Genomic DNA, 20382 nt, shown 5'->3' on the forward strand with positions numbered 1-20382 from the left:
TATAAAATCGTGTTTTTCAAAGAAATCTCAAGAAAAAGAAAAAATGACTAAAATTAGCCATTTTCACTCTAGTATTCCAGACATTTTAAGAAGATATAAGGCATTCCCCTTTATGCCTGGGCCTTCCTTTAATTTATAATCAAAGAAAATTTTATCATCCTTATAGCTTTCTTCAAAATGATAATTTGTGATACCTTCCGTTTCACATAGCTCAAAATCATGCGTAGATATAATAAATATAGCATGATACATATTGAGCTTTTCTATAACCTTTCTTGATGCCAAAGTGCGCTCAAGCGCATTGGTTCCCTTAAAGATTTCATCCACTAAAACCAAGCATTTCTCTTTCTTTATAGCTTGATTAATTTTATTCATTCTTTTGATTTCAGCATAGAAGGTAGATACCCCCTCCTGTAGCATATCATTTGCTCTAAGCGAGGTATAAATAGTAAGGCTTGGTGCCTTAAAGCTTACTGCAGGAACAATGGAGGATGCATTTTTTAACAGCATACAAATACCTAAGGTTCTCATAAATGTTGTTTTACCGCTCATATTTGAACCTGTTAAAACAATACCACCATCGAATTCGATAGAATTTGGAATACAATCCTTAACAAAAGGATGTCTCATATCATGAGCTAGTAGAATATCATTATCCTCTGGAATGGTATATTCTAAATTATCCATACCAATATTTTTGAAGGATAATGCGACTTCAAGTATTGCAATATTTTCTATAGCTTTATTTAATTTTATACCCTTAGATATCTTAGCCTTAAGGTATAAAATTAAGAAGGCATCAAAGGAAAATATTATATTTAATATAATATTAAGTAATAGATTTCTTCTTATGAGAAGTAAGGTATATATACCCCTTATTTTTTTCATTAAGGGCAATTCATTTATAATTTCTTCCTTTAATTTATTGTAATAAGGATCAGATATATTTGTATTTTTTATGGATTCAGATAAATCGACATATAAATCCGCTAAATAATAATAGGAATTCGCATCCACTCTATAGATTTTATCCTTGATTATAATCTTAGATGAAATAAAATTGAATGCTAAAAAGATGAGTAGAATATATGGATTAAATCCATAGATAAGGAAAATTGGTATATATATAAGCATGAATAGAAAGCTTACTATTGGTAAAATATACCAAAATTTATAGGATATCTCATCATGAACTACGGATTCAAACTCATTCGTTGTAATACCATTTTGTCCCTTTTTGAATTCCATTAAGGATGCCTCAAGGTCTAGGGATTCCTCACAATCTGCAAGTGTATTTACAAAATTTGTAAATCCATCCTCCATCTTGATTGGATTTTTTAGCTGATTGGCAAGCATAGACCTTCCTAAAGGGGTTTTTGCCTCACTAAGGTATTGGTATAGGGATTTAGGGCCAAAAACGTCTAAATCGGACAATTTATAGTCTTCCTTATCCTTAAATTCAGCACCATTATCCGAAAAATGAGAGAATTTCTTTTCTCTTCTTTGCATATGACGCTCATATACCTTACGCTTATTTTCTAGGATTCTTACCCTTTTATAGAATGGATTCGATAAAATAATCGCTATCATAAATAAAATGAAGAATCCGCCAGATAATAATCCATATAAGAGATAATCCCCTATGGATAATAAGCATAAAATAAATACAATAGTTGAAACAGCTAAAATAGCACGCAAAACAGAAAAGAGAGTCGTTTTCTTTTTCTCTTTTTTAATACTTTCTTCTAGGATGGTTTTATTTTTAAATTCGAACATATTCCCTCCTTATTCAAAAAATAGGGGACTTGCATCCCCTATAATTTTTAAATATACAATTCCTAAGCCTTCTTAGCTGAAGAACGCTTTTGACAAGCCTTCTTTGGAGTAGCTGCCTCAGCCTTTGGCTTAACAGTCTCAATTGGGCTAACGTGCCAAATATCCTCATTGTACTGTCTCATTGTACGATCCGTAGTGAAGAAGCCAGATTTTGCAATATTTACAATAGACATATGTAACCACTTCTTCTGGTCCTTATAAAGCTCATTAATCTTTTCCTGAGCCTTTACATAGGAATCGAAATCCTTTAATACGAAGTAGTTATCCTTGCCAAGTAATGTATCACGAATCATTTGGAATTCGCCTCTATCTACACGGTCAAAGAATCCATTCGTTAATTGATCAATAACCTGACGAATTCTTTGGTCGTTGTTATAATAATCCCAAGGATTATATCCACCCTGATCATAAAGGTCAGTTACCTCTTTTGCAGTCATACCGAAGATAACGATATTTTCATCACCAACAAGCTCACCAATTTCTACGTTAGCACCATCTAGTGTACCACAAGTAATTGCACCATTCATCATGAACTTCATATTACCTGTACCAGATGCTTCCTTAGAAGCTGTTGAAATCTGCTCAGATACATCTGCAGCTGGCATAATCGTTTCTGCATAAGTTACATTATAGTTAACGCAGAATACAACCTTTAATAGGGAATTTGTTTCGTAATCATTATTAACCTTATCAGCGATAGTATTAATTAATTTGATAATCTTCTTAGCTAAAACATAGCCTGATGCTGCCTTTGCACCGAAGATAAATGTATGAGGATGATAATTCTTCTTAAATTCAGCATCGCTCTTTAAGCGGTTATAAATATACATAATATGTAATGCGTTCATTAGCTGACGCTTATATTCATGTAATCTCTTAACCTGTACATCAAAGATAGAGTTTGTATCTAATGAAATACCCTGCTCATTAAAGATCTTTGTAGCTAAAGCTTCCTTACGAGCCTTCTTCATTAAAGCGAATTCCTTCTGAGCCTTTGGATCATCCGCAATCTTTAATAGCTCAGGGAAATACTTTTCAGGATCCTTAATCCAATCCTTACCACAATACTTATCTAAAATTTCAACTAATTCTGGATTGGATTGTGCAACCCAACGACGGTGAGTAATACCGTTTGTCTTGTTGTTGAACTTTCCAGGATAGTAGTCATTAAATACCTTCATTTCGATATTCTTTAAAATTTCTGTATGAAGTGCAGCAACACCATTTACGCTGAATGAGCCATGGATTGCTAAATTCGCCATATGTACTCTACCATCCTTGATGATAGCCATGTCATAAGCCTGCTTAGAATTTGGACCATAAACAGATGCAATCTCAAGCAATATACGACGGTTGATTTCCTCTGTAATCGTATAAATTCTTGGTAATAATCTCTTGAATAGGTGAACTGGCCACTTTTCAAGTGCTTCTGCTAAAATTGTATGGTTTGTATATGCACAGCAGTTCTTAGTAATGTTCCATGCTTCCTCCCAAGCTAATCCTTCCTCATCAACTAAATATCTCATTAATTCAGGAACGATTAAAGCTGGGTGTGTATCATTGATATGGAATACTAACTTGTCAGCTAAATTCTTTACTGTACCAAAGGTCTTCTTATGAAGACGAAGTGCTCCATTAACACCTGCAGCAACAAAGAAATACTGCTGCTTTAAACGAAGTAGCTTACCCTCATCGGTATCATCATTTGGATATAGCATAGAAGAAATTTCTCTTAAATTTCTTGCATACTGGAACGCATCATTTTCAGGGTATGTTGAAGCTGGTTCTGCACTCCATAATCTTAATGTATTAACGATATGGTTACCTGCACCAATCATAGGTACATCATATGGTACTGCCTTAACATATTCAGCATCCTTATGCTCTACTACAAGCTTACCATTAACGGTAGACATTTGAATATATCCATAGAATGGAATTTCAACAGCCTGATCATCCTTACGGATTTCCCAAACGTGAACATCCTTTAACCAGCGATCAGGGTGCTCAACCTGATAACCATTAACTACACCTTGCTCGAAGAAGCCATAGCGGTAACGGATACAGTTACCATGTACAGGTAGGCCTAAGGATGCAACAGAATCCATGAAGCATGCAGCAAGACGACCTAAGCCACCATTACCTAAGCCCGCATCAGATTCCTGGTGCTCAACCTCATTAAGGTCGATACCCATATCATCGAAAGCTTCCTTTACAACATCATAAACGCCTGCGTTCATAAGGTTGTTTGTAATCATACGGCCAATTAGGAACTCCATAGAGAAGTAATAAACCTTTTTAGCCTTTGTATCAAATGTTACCTGGTTTGTGTTATTCCAATCCTTGGCAATATAATATCTAATCATTTCACCTAGTACAACGTACTGTTGATATGGTGTTGACTTTTCAAAATCGATAGCATATTTAGCTTCTACATTCGCCTTAAATGCTTTTTTAAATGTTTCTTTGTCCTTAAAATTAGGATAATTATTCATTATACGTTTCCCTCCATTTTCGAAAACTCCATAAGCATTTTATCACATTGATTCCGAAACTTTCAATACTTCATAGAAAAAAGTTTCGAAAACAACGTAATTGCTTCAGTTTATTTAATTATATTAAATAGATTATGCAGTTTTCTTCTTTGTTGTTGCCTTCTTTGCAGGCGCTTTTGTAGCAGAAGCCTTTTTTGTAGTTGGCTTCTTAGTAGTCTTTTTAGCTTCTTTAGGTTCTTCCTTAACCTCTACCTTAGCCTCTACCTTAACCTCTTCTTTTGCCTTTGGCTTATAAATAGGCTTAAGTATAGAAATACCTAAAGGTGGAATAGTCATTAATACACTATGTGCTTGATTATCCTGACCATAGTTTTCAACCTTTAAGTTGAATGGATTGATTCTATTCGAACCACCATAAATATCCTTATCTGAGTTGATTACCTCTTCATATTCATCCGCCTCAGGTACACCAATTCTATAATTATCATATGTATTTGGTGTACAGTTCATTACGATAACTAGTTGATCCTTTGGATCATTTGCAACTCTTGCAAATACATATAAGGATTGTTCTGCATTATCCGCTTGAATCCAGTAGAATCCATTTGTAGAATAATCTTGCTGCCATAATGGTGCATGATATTTATAAACTAAGGTCATATCACGAACGAATCTTGCAGCTGCATCATGATCTGGATATTGACGGATATTCCATGCAAGCTCACTCTCATAATGCCATTCATCATAGGTAGATAATTCATCACCCATGAAAAGCAACTTCTTTCCTGGATGTGTAAACATATAACCAATTAATAATCTATAATTTGCAAATTGCTGCCAACGATCTCCTGGCATCTTATTTAATAAGGAGCCCTTACAGTGTACAACCTCATCATGAGATAGAGGCAGGCAGAATTGCTCACTATAGAAATACATCATAGAGAATGTCAATTGATGATGATGATACTTTCTATAGATTGGGTCTAGCTTGAAATACTTAAGTGTATCGTTCATCCAACCCATATCCCACTTATAGTTAAATCCAAGTCCCCCAAAGTCAACTGGCTTTGTAACATTACCATAAGCACTAGAATCCTCAGCCATGAATAATACTCTATCATCCTTACCGAAGATTAATCTAGAGCACTGTCTTAAGAAATCACATGCGCCCTCATTTACACCACGATTGCAGTTTCCTAGCCAGTAAATTAAATTCGATACAGCATCGACACGGAAACCATCGACGTGGAAATAATTCATATAGAACATTGCGTTAGAGAATAGGAAGGATCTCGTTGTTCCCTTACCTAAGTCAAGGTTTGCAGTTCCCCATTCCACATTTTCTCTATCCTCAGGCTTTGAATATTCATAAAGTGGAGTACCATCAAACATATATAAGCCATGAGCATCACGACAAATATGACCAGGAACCCAGTCCATAATTACACCAATACCATTTTGGTGACATAAATCAACAAAATACATGAAATCCTTAGGAACGCCCCATCTAGCGGAAACGGAATAATAACCAGTTCCCTGATATCCCCAGGACATATCTAGTGGATGCTCATATGCAGGCATTACCTCAACATGAGTAAATCCATATTGCTTTATATAATCAACGACCATAGGAGCAAGCTCTGCAGTGGTATAGAATGAACCATCTGGCTTCTTTCTCCAAGATCCTAAATGCATTTCATAAATGGCTAAAGGCTTATCATAGGTCTTTTCATGGGTAAACATCCAATCCTGGTCATTCCAACAATATCCATCAATATCATAAACCTTAGAGTCCTGTGCAGGACGATATGCACTATAGAATGCATATGGATCAGCTTTAATTAAACGTTGTCCATTCTTTGTGTAGATGACATACTTGTATGCCTTCCACTCGTAATTGCCCTCAATTCTTGCATACCAAATACCCTTACTATCGATGCAAAACATTTCGGTTTGACCCTCTTGGTAATAATTCCACTCACCAATAATATAAATGTGGTCAGCATTTGGTGCATATAAGGTAAACTCACATGCGACCATATTCCCATACTCATCCTTTACTAGGTGTGCTCCAAACACCTGGTATGCGTCGGTTACCTTTCCTTGATCGAAATAATAAAGGAAATCACCATTAATTTTTTCGCGAACAGACATAATATCACTCCTTCTTTCTATATCGTAACGCAGTTACTTTTATTATATATTAGAATTGCCAATTTAACAAGTTAAATTAGAACAGGAAAGCAATTTCAGAATAAGTGTATCCTCTAGATAATAAATAGGCCTTTAGTTTTTCTTTTCGAATAGGTAAATCATATTTATCATATCTATGCTCCACCTTAGAAAATAGCTTGATTAGTCCATTTTTATAGGTATTCATATCCATATAAGATAATCTAGCCTCTATATCTTCCTTTTTAAAGCCCTTTTGGTATAGCTTTTCTTTTATTAAATTACGTCCATTTCCCTTTTTGGCATAAGATTCGATTAAAGAATCTATCAATTCTAAATCATTTAAAATCTTATCCTCCTTCATTCTATTTATAATAGAATCCATCGTAGGATAAGGAACCTCTTTTCTTTTTAAATAATCCCTAACTCTCTTTTCACCCGCGCCATATTTTAAAGCATAAGCTACAGCCTTATGAAAAAGTGAAGATACATCTTCACTCTTTATAGCAAGATCAATTTCCTTTTGCGTGGTTCTATGTCCCTCAATCAAATGAAATTGAACGACAGTATCTTCACTAAATAAATAATTTTTATTATCAATTGTAATTTGATATAAACCCTTTTTGGTCTTCAAAACCTTTTCTACAATCATTAAAATATGCCCCTCTTGCCATATTCTCCTCTTACCTCTTTACAGGAGGTTACAAAGGTAAATGCCTTAGGATCAACCTTAGAAATCATACCTACAATTCTATAGGCCTCATTCTTATCCATTGTACAAATAACCATTGTTCTTTCCTTATTGGTATAAGCTCCCTTAACTGGGGAGAAGGTTACACCGCGGTCAAGCTCAGAATAGATTAAATCCTTAATGCTTTCTGGATTATCGGATATAACATATACCGTTCTTCTTGGCTTGATGGATAGGGCAATATAATCGATGATAAAGCCCTCAACAAGTACAGCTATTGAACCATAGACAACATATTCTATAGAATAGGAGAATGGATTAAACTTTAATCCCGCAAATATTACGATTACCCAGTCTGTGAAATACATCGTTTGAGATAGTGGAATCTTTGCATATTTTGAAATCATTTTTTGAACGACATCCATACCACCAGTAGAACCATTATTTCTTAGGGCAATACCAACTCCACCACCCGTTAATAATGCACCAAATAATAAGCAAATTAATTCCGTATTATTTTGAATGCTTTTATAGATGACCATTTGAAGAGGAACATCTCCTGGAATACTTATTCTTTCTAGAATAAATACTAAGGATGGGTATAATAACGATGCATAAATCGTCTTTAAAAAGAAATCCTTACCAATAAATATTAAACCTAAAAGTAAGCAGATCGCTTCTATACCATATAGGAATATAGAAGATGTGAACCAGCTTGAATTTTTCCATAGAGGCTTTAGGAATACTGCAAGACCGGTAACACCACCTGCAATAATATTTGCAGGGTCAAAGAAAAAATAATAACCAAGCGTTACAAAGATTACACCAACGGTAACCCATATATATTGAATAAGCCATTTTTTTAAATCAGGCTTATTCTTTTTTTCTATTTCTAAAATTGTCTCTTTGGCTTCCTTTACTTCTTCATTATTCATTTTTCGCACCAGCCTTCATCTTTAAATATTCAAGCATAAAGCCTTCGATATCTCCATCCATTACAGCGTTAATATTTCCCATTTCATAATCCGTACGGTGATCCTTAACTAGGGTATATGGGCAGAATACATAGGAACGTATCTGTGAACCAAAATTAATACCCATTTGTTCACCCTTTTCTTTAGCAAGCTCTTCCTCTTGCTTCTTAATTTCAAGCTCTAATAGCTTAGATTTTAATAAGGTCATCGCGATTTCCTTATTGCGGATTTGGCTTCTTTCCTTTTGGCATGCAACAAATAGACCCGTTGGCTTATGCGTAACTCTTACTGCAGAATAGGTTGTATTAACACCCTGTCCACCAGGACCTGAGGAACAGAAGGTATCAACTCTTAAATCCTCCTCAGGAATCACTAAATCAGAGGTCTCCTCAATTTGAGGTGCAATTTCACAGCTACAGAAGGAGGTATGTCTTCTCGCATTCGAATCGAATGGAGAAATACGAACCAAGCGGTGTACTCCACGCTCAGCCTTTAATAGGCCATAGGCATATGGACCTTCAATCGATAGGGTAACGGATTTAATCCCAGCCTCATCTCCTGCTTGAAAGTCAATGACAGAGGTCTTAAATCCCTTTCTTGCACAAAATCTTGTATACATTCTATAAAGCATATCTGCCCAGTCCATAGATTCTGTACCACCAGCACCTGGGTGTAGCTCTAAAATACAATTATTGAAATCATATTTACCACTAAATAAAGCCTTCTTTTCAAGCTCTGACATATAGGATTTTAAATCCTCAATGGATTCCTCAAGAAGTGCCATTGCATCCGTATCCTCTAAGGCTAAATCGACCATTTCTCTAATATCGTTATATTGGCTTTTCGCGCTATTATAGCTCGATATTGTATCCTTTAGTGCATTTGCTTGTCCAATAACCGTTTGGGCATGTTTCGGGTCACCCCAAAATTCAGGGGCTTGGATTTCTTCATTTAACTCTTTTAATCTTGGTTCCTTTGTATCGATTTGTAATGCTTGATGCATATCCATAAGCTTTTGCTTATATTCTTCCAAGAATTTATGAATTTCATATTTTTCCATAATACATCCTTTCCAACAAAAAGGACTTAAAATTTAACATTTCAAGTCCTTAATGCTTACTTTAATGTTTGAATAAATTCCTCTACTCGGGCCAAGGCCTTCTTTAAATCTTCGATAGAATAAGCATAAGAGATTCTTATGAATCCCTCTCCTGATTCACCGAATGCGGATCCTGGTACAACAACTACCTTTTTCTCTTTTAAAAGCTTTAAGCTAAATTCTTCGCTTGTCATACCAAATTTACGTATATCAGGGAAGACGTAAAATGCACCCTTAGGTGTGAAGCACGGAAGGCCCATTTCCTTTAAACGATAAAGAAGATATCTTCTTCTTTCATCGTATGCTTCTTTCATTTCAAGGACGTCATTATCCCCATTTTTTAGAGCTTCAACAGCCGCATGCTGGCTTGTTATTGGAGCACACATAATACAGAATTGATGAATCTTTGTCATCTCTTTTATAATTTCCTTTGGTCCACAGGCAAAGCCTAATCTCCAGCCTGTCATTGCATAGGATTTTGAGAATCCGTTGATTACAATTGTTCTTTCCTTCATTAAAGGAACCTCAGCTATAGATCTATGTCGCCCAAAATAGGTTAATTCAGAATAGATTTCGTCTGAAATTACAATTAAATCATGCTCAATAACTACCTTAGCTATTTCTTCTAAATCCTTATATTCCATAATAGCTCCTGTTGGGTTATTTGGAAAATTCATTAAAAGAATTTTACTTTTTGGTGTTATTGCAGCCTCTAATTCCTCTTTTGTTAAGCGGAATTCATTTTCGTTTTTTAAAGGAATTTCAACCACATTAGCCCCAGCCATAATCGCACAAGGTAAATAGGATACATAACATGGGGTTGTAATAATGACCTCATCTCCATCCTCAATCATTGCACGAAGGGCTAAATCAATGGCCTCAGAACCACCTACGGTAACTAAGATTTGATCAAGATAGTTATAATCTAAATGATTCTTTCTATTTAAATAATTAGAGATTTCGATTCTTAATTCCTTTAAACCAGAATTGGAAGTATAATGTGTCTTTCCTCTTTCTAAGGAATATATACCTTCTTCTCTTATATGCCATGGTGTATCAAAATCCGGCTCACCAACACCTAAGGAAATACAGCCTTCGATTTCCTTTGCGATGTCGAAGAATTTACGGATTCCGCTCGGCTTTAAATCTTTGACCTTTTTCGATAGAAAATCACGCATTATGCAACTACCAGCATACGCTCATCCTTCTTCTCCTCAAAAAGATCTACACCATGATCTTTATACTTCTTTAAAACGAAGTGAGTAGCACTAGATAGGATGTAATCTAAGGTAGAAAGCTTGTCAAAGACAAATCTTGCTACCTCCTTCATGGATTTACCCTCAATGAATACAGCGAAGTCAAATCCACCACTCATTAAATATACGCTTGTAACCTCTGGGAATTTTGCGATTCTCTGTGCGATAGAATCAAAGCCAATTCCTCTTTGAGGAGTGACCTTAACCTCAATTAGGGCAGTTACAACCTCCTTAGAGGTATTATCCCAATTGATTAGGGTTGTATATCCACAAATGATATGTTCCTTCTCCATTTGGGCGACTTCATTCGCGACCTCAGCCTCACTAACTCCCATCATAATAGCTAAATCATGAAGGTCAATACGGCTATTTGTTTCAAGATTTCTTAAAATTTTTTCTCTCATTAAATCGTTCATAAAGTCTATTCCTCCAAAAATATTTCTTTTATTATAGCACTCAAGGAATATAATTTCAATTATATTCATCTATCCAAAAGTGGAGATTTACTTGAGAAATTTTTAAAATGTATTTATAATGAATTTGGTGATGAAACGTGAAAATAATAAGAGATAGAATAGATTCCTTTTATACCTTTGATAATAAGGCCTTAGGAAATTGCTTTACCATAGTAGATGACGATAAAAAATACCATTATGAATTTGAAATTCATGGTATGGATTCCAAGGTCATTTATGATAATATTTTACATATTAAGGATGCTATAGCTGCATTTAGAAAATATAATAAACAAATTGTACGCTTTTATAATTCAGATAGAAGCTTCTATTTCGCATATGATGATATACATACATTTAAGCTGCCAGTAGATATATTACAGCCATCCAAATTCTTTATTGACCAAAAGAAATATGATGCAATAGAAAAATATTTAGAAAATGAAAGGCTTGTTGTACCAGTTACAATAATCGATGATGAATATGTATTACTTGATGGCCACGCAAGAGTAAAATATTTAATTGATAATTATGTCAAAATGATTGATGTCTATTTAGATACACCAGATATGGATTGCCAAAATAGAGTTTATATCGCTAAGGAAAATAATCTATTTAAGGTAAAAAATATGGAAATATTACCTCATGAGGAATATTTAGAATATTTATCACAAACAGGTGTTTTAGACGATTAAAATGGGGACTTTGTAGTCCCCATCTTTTATTCTATGAATTCAAATTCAATATCATAAATTCTAACAGTATCACCATTTTGTACGCCAAGCTTTCTTAAGGCATCATCAACGCCATAGGCTCTAAGCTGACGCGCAAAGCGGTATCTTGCTGTATCCGAATCAAAATCTGTCATTTCAATGACTCTTTTGATCTTATCTCCAGTGATGTTATATACACCATCACTTTGCTTTTCAATAGTAAATGGCTTCTTTTCCTCTTCTAAGCCATATTCTACAACATCGAGCTCATCCTCTTCAAATAAGCTGAAGCTTTCTGTAGAATCTAGGGTATCTGCAATCTTATATAAAAGCTCATTTAAATTCTCTTTTGTATATGCAGATATTTCGATGATAGGTAGTTGAACCTTTTTCTTAAATTCCTTTAAGTTTTCCTTTGCCTGTGGTAAATCCATCTTATTTGCAACAATAATCATTGGACGATTGGCTAAATTCATTTTATATTCCTTTAGCTCATTATTAATAGTTACAAAATCATTATATGGATCTCTCAAATCTACAGAGGCCATATCTATGATATGGACAATAACCTTACATCTTTCGATGTGACGTAGGAATTGAAGTCCTAAGCCTGCACCCTCGTGCGCACCCTCGATAATACCAGGTAGATCTGCCATGACGAAGTCTCTACCATCATCTAATCTTACCATACCTAAATTCGGTTGTAAGGTTGTAAAATGGTATGCGGCAATTTTTGGTCTTGCAGAGGAAACTGCACTAATTAAAGTGGATTTACCAACACTAGGGAATCCAACAAGTCCGCAGTCCGCTAAAACTCTAAGTTCGCAGCGAATAAACCTATGCTCGCCAGGCTCACCCTTTTCACAAAAATCAGGGCATTTAATAACACCATTGGCAAATGCCATATTACCTCTACCACCACGGCCACCCTTACATACGATAACCTCTTGCTTGTTTTTGGTAATATCTCCAATGACCTTACCAGAATCATCATCAAATATAGTTGTACCTACAGGTACACGAATATAGGTATCATCAGCATTTGCACCATACATACCCTTATTCTTACCCTTTTCACCAGGATTTCCCTTAACAACCTTATTGTATCTTAAATCAAGTAATGTGGACATACCTTCATCGCCTACGAAGATAACGGATCCACCTTTTCCACCAGATCCACCATAAGGTCCACCGCGCTCGACCTTTAGTTCTCTTCTATATGCAACAATACCATCTCCACCCTTACCAGCAGTGATTTCCATTGTAGCGGAATCTATAAACATGAGTATTCCCTCCTTTTTATTGAAAAATAAAGCCCAAAAGACCGTGGTACCTTTGGGCTAAATTCTTGCAATTTAATTATTCAGCGATTGGGTAAACAGAAATCTGCTTCTTGTCGCGTCCCTTACGCTCGAACTTTACTGTTCCAGCAACCTTTGCATACAAAGTATCGTCTCCACCACGACCAACATTTTCGCCTGGGAAGAACTTAGTACCTCTTTGACGGTATAAAATTGAACCAGCTGTAACAACCTCACCATCAGAAGCCTTAGCGCCTAAACGCTTTGCCTCAGAATCACGGCCGTGTTTAGTTGTAACTACACCTTTTTTATATGCAAATAACTGAATATTAAGCTTAAGTAACATATCTTGAATCCTCCTATTTCTTCATTTTTAAATATTTAGGATACTGATTATGTAATTCTATAATGTGCTCTTCTAAATTATCGAAGATACCTAAAACTACATGATTATCAGTTTTTACCTGTAATCTGAAATAGCCATCCTCACAAACAAGATCTAAGATGTTGTAACGTAAATCCAATTTGTCAATGAGATTTGCTGTCATATAACAGGCTGTAGAGATTGCTGCACATACAACATCATGACCACTAGTGCCCGCTCCTGCATGTCCTTTAATCTCGATTAATGCTTCATTTGTTTTACGTTCAATATAATAAGTAGTCATAATTAAGCATTGATAGCTTCAACAACAAACTTAGTATATGACTGACGATGACCCTTCTTAGATGCAGAATGCTTCTTAGGACGATACTTGTAGATTGTAATCTTCTTGCCTCTTCCCTGTTTCTCGCACTTTGCAACAACTGTAGCGCCCTCAACATATGGAGCACCAACCTTTGTTTCATCACCAGCTACTAATAAAACCTTATCGAAAGTATAAGATTCGCCTTCTGCTACTTCTACCTTTTCAACATAGATAGCTTCGCCAACTTCAACCTTTACTTGCTTTCCACCAGTTTCAACAATTGCATACATGTCGTATTACCTCCTTCATTATTTAAGACACACTATTAGGGTAGGATTTTATCCATTTTTGACCCTTTCTAAGTGGTGCATGTTACAACATAGTAATTATATTAAATAATTAGTCTATAGTCAACCATGAATTTAAAAATTTTTTCCCTTTAGTATAAAGAAAAGAAGCCAAGAGGCTTCTCTTATGGACGGAATAAATCCTCAGGCTTGACATTGAAATCCTGATGCTCTTGATCGTTTAAAACAATAAATCCTGGGAACATGGTTTGGAATACATCTCCCTTTAGAGTAAGCTGTGCCTTTGCACGCTCCTCATCAATAGATTTATATCCTACTGGTGCATATAATGCAACTGCATCAAATTTCTTTGCGTTTTCTACTACCTTCAAACGAAAATCATCGTTTGGAGTAGCATAGCTTGGAAATACAGATGGGAATACAACCACCATATAGATTACCCCATCTCTTTTCATAACAATATTTGGGAAATCCCTTCTTGGGAAGCCCTGTTCAACCTTAAAGCCTTTAGGTAAAATAACCTTCTTCATGACATAATCAATAGCCATACCATGAAGCTCCTCTGGACTAATTCTATCCTTATCCTCTATATTCTCTGGTACTCCATCAGCCCAAATACTTTCCGGAATATTTTCTCTTGTATTATTTTCCATTAATAAATCCTCCTAAGCCCTAAGGCCATTTCTTTTTTATTATATATCTTTTTATGCCAAAATTAAAGATTAAATGTTGCGTAGTACTTTTCAAGCTTTAGAGGCTTATAGGAAGACTTTTTCTTCCTTTCTACTAAATCCCCTGAATCCACCTCTAAAGAAATATATCTCGCTTTTAGAGAGGTAGTTCTTGCGAAGCACTGCATAAGCTCCTCTGCTGCACCAGGAATACTATCTAAGGATAGGTTTACATGTAATGTTGCAACATTACCAATCAAGGATGCAATCGCAACACCATAGACCTTCTTTTCATCCATTAAGATTATTCCAAATAAATCTAGCTCATATAAATGATCCATACATTTTTTTATCATATTTAATTGCTTATAAAAATAGGGAGTGTTATATTGATCCGAATGCTCCTGATTCCAATCGGTAATAAATTCCAAAATCAAACCAAAGTCTTCCTTCTTTATTGGCTTATATACCGCATCTCTATGCTGCTTTTCAAATTTTTCGCATAGCTTTCTTTTTTCCTTATATTCCTTTTCCTTGAAGAAGGATAGGGAGTCTGAGGAGCATATATAGGTATCAAAATTTCTATTTTCATAAAGCTTATCACTAAGCTTTGAAACATATGGATATAAGGATTCAGCAACAGGGGCTAAATAAAAATCAAAGCCTTTCTCTTTTGCATCCTCTTCCATATCCTCTATTGCTTGCTTTAAATCCCCCTTGCCTAAAGGAGGGTAGTAGCACATACCAACATCAGGCATCATAAACCTAATGAACACAAAGTCGTGACGGAAGCAAATTTCAGGCTTATAATAATCACTCCAAACGAATATCCATATTGGATTGTATTGACAAATCCAATAATCATCATTCTCAATATATCGTTTAAGCTTCTTGCAATCCAAGAATGAATACTTATGGAAATTGATCATCATATTCCCTCCTTCCGCAAACTCTCATTCTATATTATATCCTATTTGACATATTTTTCAAAACAAGTCTTAAAAATACTGGTCACAAAGTGAATTTTGTCTATAGAGTTTTTTATATTTTGTTTCTATTTATCTATAAAGAAAAGGGGCTTATAAAGCCCCAAGATACTAAAGTATCTTTTTATGTTCTTGCATTATTAAATGTCGTATTAATTTGATCGATATATTTTTGACCAAATGTGGCTAATATGCTTCCCTTTACATTGTCCTTTTCATAATACTTTGTAAATGCTATGCCCGTTACATAATCATATAATACACCATAAAGAGTTGTGTCCTCTACATTCATTGTTCTAAATTCTTCTTTAGAGATATCTGCTAATTCTTGATTAAATACAGATGGATCCTGTAATCCCACTAAATCCTCATATACATCAATAGTTACAGCATCATATGTAACATAATATGTGTTTGAAAACTTTGGAGTTAAAATGTCTGCATCATCTAAGGTGGAAGGATCAATTTCTTTTCCTTCTTCATCTAAAGAAGCACTAGTTTTATAAGAAGACATAAAATCAATGAATTTATGTGCTAAATCGACATTCGATGCATCCTTAGGAATTACTAAATTATCACAGAAGGCAACAGTGTCATCTGGAATAAATAAATCGAAGCCAATACCATATCTTTTACCATTTGCTTCATATACTCTATCCGAAGAATCACATATTTCTGCAAGCATAGCTTCCATATTATCCATAGTTACATCGCCATTAATATATGCTTCAATAGCGACCTTTGCCGCATTTTCACAGTAGTAATATAAGAAATCACCTGTCCACATGAATCCTACATCCGTATTTCCTGCAACAATATCCTTCTTTATATTATCGGTTCCCCAAGAGTCAAACTTCATATTTTTAACCAAATCTCTCATACGCTCTAAATCCAGAGTAGAAAGTGGATTTCCATAGGTATTTGTTAAAGGCTTTGTCTTTTCAAAATAACGGCTTGCAGCATAATATGCATGCTGATAGGAATCATACATAGAAACTCTTGTTCCTTTCGGAAGGGAATTTCTATCAAATAAGGAGCTCCATTGATTTTCAGATTCGATTATAGCATACTTAATTGTATTCTCGTATGTAGGTGGAACCTCACCCTCCTTTGGTAAATCCTCTTTCCTTGTAGAATACATAATTCCCCAAGTACCCCATAGATATGGGACAAAATAGTTTTGAATTGTACCTGCTTGATAAGTACTATCTTTTTGCTTAAGATTATTATCCATATCCTGCATTATAGATAAGACGCCCTTACGTATGTTCGCCTTACCTTCTTCCGTATTTGGATTATAGCCAGACATAGAAAGCTTTGAAAAATCAATTTCCTGAAGCATTCCCTTCATGTACATCTTTTCAACCATATAGTCTGATGGACATACAACATCATATACCGTAGTACCTGCACTAACCATAGAGTAGAAAATTTCATTAGAATCACCTAAATCCATACTTACGGTACAATTATATTTATCTTCAAATGCATCAAGCATTTCCTCATCAATATATTCTCCCCAATTTAGAAATAATAGGGTTTGCCTTCCACTACAGGATGTTAATCCTAAAGCGAAAGCGGATGCAAGAAGGATCCCATATACAAGCTTACTTTTGTTCATAAAGCTTTGCCTCCCTCTTCTTACGTAGATTCATGAATACTTTCTTAATCTTTACATCTAGATTAAATTTCTTATATACATTGAATAATACTACAGCTAAAATCATAACAGCTGTAACCATAGTAGAGAATGCATATACACCAGGGTATAGGCTCTTTCTACCAATGGATGCATAAATCCAAATAGATAATGTATTATATCCATTACCCTTTGTATAATAACCAACGACGAAATCCTCAAAGCTTATGGTAAATGCAAGTACCATACCAGAGAAGATTCCACCCTTAATTGCTGGAATAATTACCTTTAATACAGACCGAAATGGCTTAACTCCTAAATCGAGTGATGCATCAAGCATATTCGGATCAATTTCCTTCATCTTTGGATGAACGGATAAGAAAATGTAAGGTAATATGAAATAAATATGCGCAATTGTAATTGTCCAAAAGCCGAAGAATTTCTTATTTATAGTTAAGAACAAGGAGAATATAAGCATTAAAGAAATACCAGTAACGATATCTGCATTTAATAATGGAATATTATTTAACAATAATAATCTATTCTTAATCTTTGGAGGTAGGTAATATGCACCTACTGCGATAAATGTACCAATTACTGTTGCAACCAAAGTTGCAATAATAGATGTCTTAAATGTATTTAAAATAGAATCATTTAAGGAGCCTTTACCAAACATTTTTGCATAATTTTGGAAGGTAAAGGATGCAAATTCAGTAGTAGAATCCGTTGAATTGAAGGACTGAATTGCAATAATGATCACTGCAAAATAAATCATGAAAATGGAAAATGCTAAAAGGATATATTTTAATATCTTCCATGCCATCTTTAAGGCCTTATAATCCTTATATCCATAATCCGATGCCTTAGCATAGGAATAATTAGAAGGATCATATGCTTTTACTTCTTCATTCATCATAGTAATGTTGAGCCCTCCTTATCTGTCTTGTTAATGATTAGGATAGCTCCTAAAATGATAATTAAAATTACAATAGCTAAAACTGAGCCTCTATTATAACTCATACTCTTGAAGCTTTGTTCAATGATATTACCGATAAGTAATACATTACCATTACCAAGGATTTGTGGAATAGCAAATCCGGACATACAAGGTAAAAGTACCATAATAGACCCAGATACAATACCCTTAGAGGATAATGGGAAGGTAACATACCAAAACTTCTTGAAATCCGTCATACCTAAGTCTAAGGAGGCCTCATGAAGTAATGGATCTATCTTCTCTAAGGATGTATAAATAGGCATAATCATAAATGGTAAATAGGTAAATACCATACCAAGTAATACTGCCCAATCTGTACCAATAATACCCTCCCCTACGGCAGGTAGGTTAAAAATATCTTGTAAAATATTATTTGGTTTAAAAATAGATGCTAAAGCATTAATTCTAAGTAATATATTGGTCCATGATGGTAATATTAACAATAATAAAACCATATATTTATTCTTTAATTTTGATTGATATAAGCTATACGCAACTAAATAGCCAAAGAAAATACAAATTACAGTAGTTAAAACTGCAAACCTGATCGAATTCCAAAATGCGATAAGTGTAGATTCTTCGGTAAGGATTGCAAAATTAGATATACTAAATGCCATTCCATCGAATTTAATTCCTTCTGTGTCTACAAACATCAAGAAAAACATTACGATCATTGGTACTACAGCAAGTAAGTATAACCAATAAAGGTAAGGCTTTGCCATTCGTTCAAGACGGTGAGAAACCTGATGTGCTGGAATGACCCTTTTCTGATTGGTCTTCTGCATCTTAGTCTACCTCTTTTGACAAATCTTTTCTTCTTTCAATTTCTTCAACAGGAATTAGCTTCTTAGGAGAGCCATCAAGCTTCATAAGACAAATCTCATATGGGTCGATGGTTAAGCCGACAACCTCTCCCTTTTTAATATCCTCGTAGGTGTGAACAACATATTCTACACCCTCAATATCAACTAAAAGTTCAAAGTGTACACCCTTAAAAATACTCGATGTAACAACACCCTTAACCTTTGCCTTAGACATAGGAACAACATCCCAGTCCTCAGGACGAATAACTACATCTACAGGTTCCATATCACTAAATTCATATCCAACAACATAAAATTCTGCACCTAAGAACTTTACACGATTACGTCCAATATATACACCCTGAATTATATTAGATTCTCCAATGAAGTTTGCAACATAACGGTTGACAGGCTCATTGTAGATATCCTTTGGTGTACCAAGCTGCTGAATGATACCATCCTTCATAACGACAATACGGTCGCTCATTACCATAGCTTCTTCTTGGTCGTGAGTTACAAAGATAAATGTAATACCTAAATTTCTTTGCATTTCCTTAAGCTCATATTGCATGTTTTGACGAAGCTTTAAATCTAGTGCAGATAGTGGCTCATCTAGTAATAAAATTTTAGGTTTTAACACGATTGCTCTTGCGATTGCAACTCTTTGCATTTGTCCACCGGAAATCTTATCGATGCTACGCTCTTCAAAGCCAGATAGATTTACCATCTCAAGGGCTGTCATTACAGAATCCCTAACACAAATTTTCAAATACTTGTTGATGTCAAAATAAGACACCTTTTTGGCTTTTTTTTCAGGGATACCTCTTCTAATTTTTTCTTCGATACAGCCCTGAATTACCTTTTCCTTTCCGCCATAGAATTCAATCATGAATTTTCTTCCACGGTTACGGATACCAAAGGCAACGTTATCAAAAACGTTCAAATGAGGAAATAGTGCATATCTTTGGAATACAGTATTAATAGGTCTTGCATATGCAGGAAGATTATTAATAATTTTTCCATTGACAATGATTTCACCAGATGAAGGATACTCAAATCCTCCAATCATTCTAAGTGTAGTTGTTTTACCACATCCAGAGGGACCTAGTAGAGTAACAAACTCATTAGGGTAGATGTCTAAGTTAATGCCATCTACAACGCAATTGTCTCCATAGTACTTTACTATGTTGTGCAATTCGATAATAGGTTGTGCCAACGCAGTTTACCGAATGAAAGACTTGTGTCTTTCGAATTTCCTTTCCCAAAAATTTTCTTTGAATATTATAGAAAATATTCG

The 20382-nt window shown here is 34.8% G+C and carries 19 protein-coding genes; 1 reads left to right on the forward strand and 18 read right to left on the reverse strand.

Translation table 11 applies throughout. The features are described 5' to 3' along the window. Positions 1-63: 63 nt before the first annotated feature. From SPJ17_RS05680 to SPJ17_RS05715, 8 genes are all read right to left on the reverse strand, one after another. The gene (locus SPJ17_RS05680; RefSeq protein WP_321093421.1) at positions 64-1776 is read right to left on the reverse strand and encodes a hypothetical protein; all 1713 of its coding nucleotides are present in this window, start codon (positions 1774-1776) and stop codon (positions 64-66) included. A 62-nt stretch (positions 1777-1838) separates the two neighbouring features. Continuing rightward, the gene (locus SPJ17_RS05685) at positions 1839-4331 is read right to left on the reverse strand and encodes a glycogen/starch/alpha-glucan phosphorylase (protein ID WP_321093422.1); all 2493 of its coding nucleotides are present in this window, start codon (positions 4329-4331) and stop codon (positions 1839-1841) included. A 132-nt stretch (positions 4332-4463) separates the two neighbouring features. Continuing rightward, the gene (gene glgB / locus SPJ17_RS05690) at positions 4464-6485 is read right to left on the reverse strand and encodes a 1,4-alpha-glucan branching protein GlgB (protein ID WP_321093424.1); all 2022 of its coding nucleotides are present in this window, start codon (positions 6483-6485) and stop codon (positions 4464-4466) included. A gap of 76 nt (positions 6486-6561) precedes the next feature. Next, positions 6562-7155 (reverse strand): RecX family transcriptional regulator, encoded by a 594-nt coding sequence (locus SPJ17_RS05695; RefSeq protein ID WP_321093425.1) that lies wholly within the window; start codon positions 7153-7155, stop codon positions 6562-6564. Then, a complete protein-coding gene (locus SPJ17_RS05700) occupies positions 7155-8129 on the reverse strand; it encodes a YitT family protein (RefSeq protein ID WP_321093427.1) in 975 nt (324 codons plus the stop codon). Before SPJ17_RS05700 ends, SPJ17_RS05695 begins: the two co-directional genes overlap by 1 nt. After that, entirely contained in the window at positions 8122-9228 is a 1107-nt protein-coding gene (prfB, locus tag SPJ17_RS05705) for a peptide chain release factor 2 (RefSeq protein ID WP_321093429.1), read from the reverse strand. Before prfB ends, SPJ17_RS05700 begins: the two co-directional genes overlap by 8 nt. A 56-nt stretch (positions 9229-9284) precedes the next feature. Next, entirely contained in the window at positions 9285-10445 is a 1161-nt protein-coding gene (locus SPJ17_RS05710; RefSeq protein ID WP_321093430.1) for an aminotransferase class I/II-fold pyridoxal phosphate-dependent enzyme, read from the reverse strand. Further along, entirely contained in the window at positions 10445-10939 is a 495-nt protein-coding gene (locus SPJ17_RS05715) for an Lrp/AsnC family transcriptional regulator (RefSeq protein WP_321093432.1), read from the reverse strand. Before SPJ17_RS05715 ends, SPJ17_RS05710 begins: the two co-directional genes overlap by 1 nt. 137 nt (positions 10940-11076) lie before the next feature. Here SPJ17_RS05715 and SPJ17_RS05720 point away from each other — a divergent pair, with 137 nt between their 5' ends. After that, the gene (locus SPJ17_RS05720) at positions 11077-11673 is read left to right on the forward strand and encodes a hypothetical protein (RefSeq protein WP_321093434.1); all 597 of its coding nucleotides are present in this window, start codon (positions 11077-11079) and stop codon (positions 11671-11673) included. Positions 11674-11699: 26 nt separating this feature from the next. Here SPJ17_RS05720 and obgE read toward each other — a convergent pair whose 3' ends face one another. The 10 genes from obgE to SPJ17_RS05770 all read right to left on the reverse strand — a co-directional run bounded on the left by obgE (position 11700) and on the right by SPJ17_RS05770 (position 20301). Continuing rightward, complete coding sequence (obgE, locus tag SPJ17_RS05725; protein WP_321093435.1) at positions 11700-12974, reverse strand: GTPase ObgE; 1275 nt, start codon at positions 12972-12974, stop codon at positions 11700-11702. 76 nt (positions 12975-13050) lie between these two features. Then, on the reverse strand, positions 13051-13338 hold the full coding sequence (rpmA, locus tag SPJ17_RS05730) for a 50S ribosomal protein L27 (protein ID WP_321093436.1): 288 nt from the start codon (positions 13336-13338) through the stop codon (positions 13051-13053). A gap of 13 nt (positions 13339-13351) precedes the next feature. Beyond that, on the reverse strand, positions 13352-13660 hold the full coding sequence (locus SPJ17_RS05735; RefSeq protein ID WP_321093438.1) for a ribosomal-processing cysteine protease Prp: 309 nt from the start codon (positions 13658-13660) through the stop codon (positions 13352-13354). A 2-nt stretch (positions 13661-13662) separates the two neighbouring features. Then, on the reverse strand, positions 13663-13971 hold the full coding sequence (gene rplU, locus SPJ17_RS05740; protein WP_321093441.1) for a 50S ribosomal protein L21: 309 nt from the start codon (positions 13969-13971) through the stop codon (positions 13663-13665). Between the two features lie 182 nt (positions 13972-14153). Next, on the reverse strand, positions 14154-14642 hold the full coding sequence (locus SPJ17_RS05745; protein WP_321093443.1) for a hypothetical protein: 489 nt from the start codon (positions 14640-14642) through the stop codon (positions 14154-14156). 62 nt (positions 14643-14704) lie between these two features. Continuing rightward, positions 14705-15592, reverse strand: coding sequence for a phosphatidylglycerol lysyltransferase domain-containing protein (locus tag SPJ17_RS05750; protein WP_321093445.1), 888 nt, complete (start codon positions 15590-15592; stop codon positions 14705-14707). 178 nt (positions 15593-15770) lie between these two features. Beyond that, positions 15771-17267, reverse strand: a complete 1497-nt coding sequence (locus SPJ17_RS05755) for an extracellular solute-binding protein (protein ID WP_321093446.1) — start codon at positions 17265-17267, stop codon at positions 15771-15773. Continuing rightward, the gene (locus tag SPJ17_RS05760; RefSeq protein ID WP_321093447.1) at positions 17254-18201 is read right to left on the reverse strand and encodes an ABC transporter permease; all 948 of its coding nucleotides are present in this window, start codon (positions 18199-18201) and stop codon (positions 17254-17256) included. The genes SPJ17_RS05755 and SPJ17_RS05760 overlap by 14 nt, the downstream gene beginning before the upstream one ends. Further along, positions 18198-19067 (reverse strand): ABC transporter permease, encoded by an 870-nt coding sequence (locus SPJ17_RS05765; RefSeq protein ID WP_321093449.1) that lies wholly within the window; start codon positions 19065-19067, stop codon positions 18198-18200. The genes SPJ17_RS05760 and SPJ17_RS05765 overlap by 4 nt, the downstream gene beginning before the upstream one ends. A 1-nt stretch (position 19068) precedes the next feature. Then, positions 19069-20301, reverse strand: coding sequence for an ABC transporter ATP-binding protein (locus tag SPJ17_RS05770; protein WP_321093451.1), 1233 nt, complete (start codon positions 20299-20301; stop codon positions 19069-19071). Positions 20302-20382 lie beyond the last annotated feature (81 nt).

This window comes from Anaeroplasma sp., assembly GCF_034179385.1.
GTDB lineage: Bacteria > Bacillota_I > Bacilli_A > Acholeplasmatales > Anaeroplasmataceae > Anaeroplasma.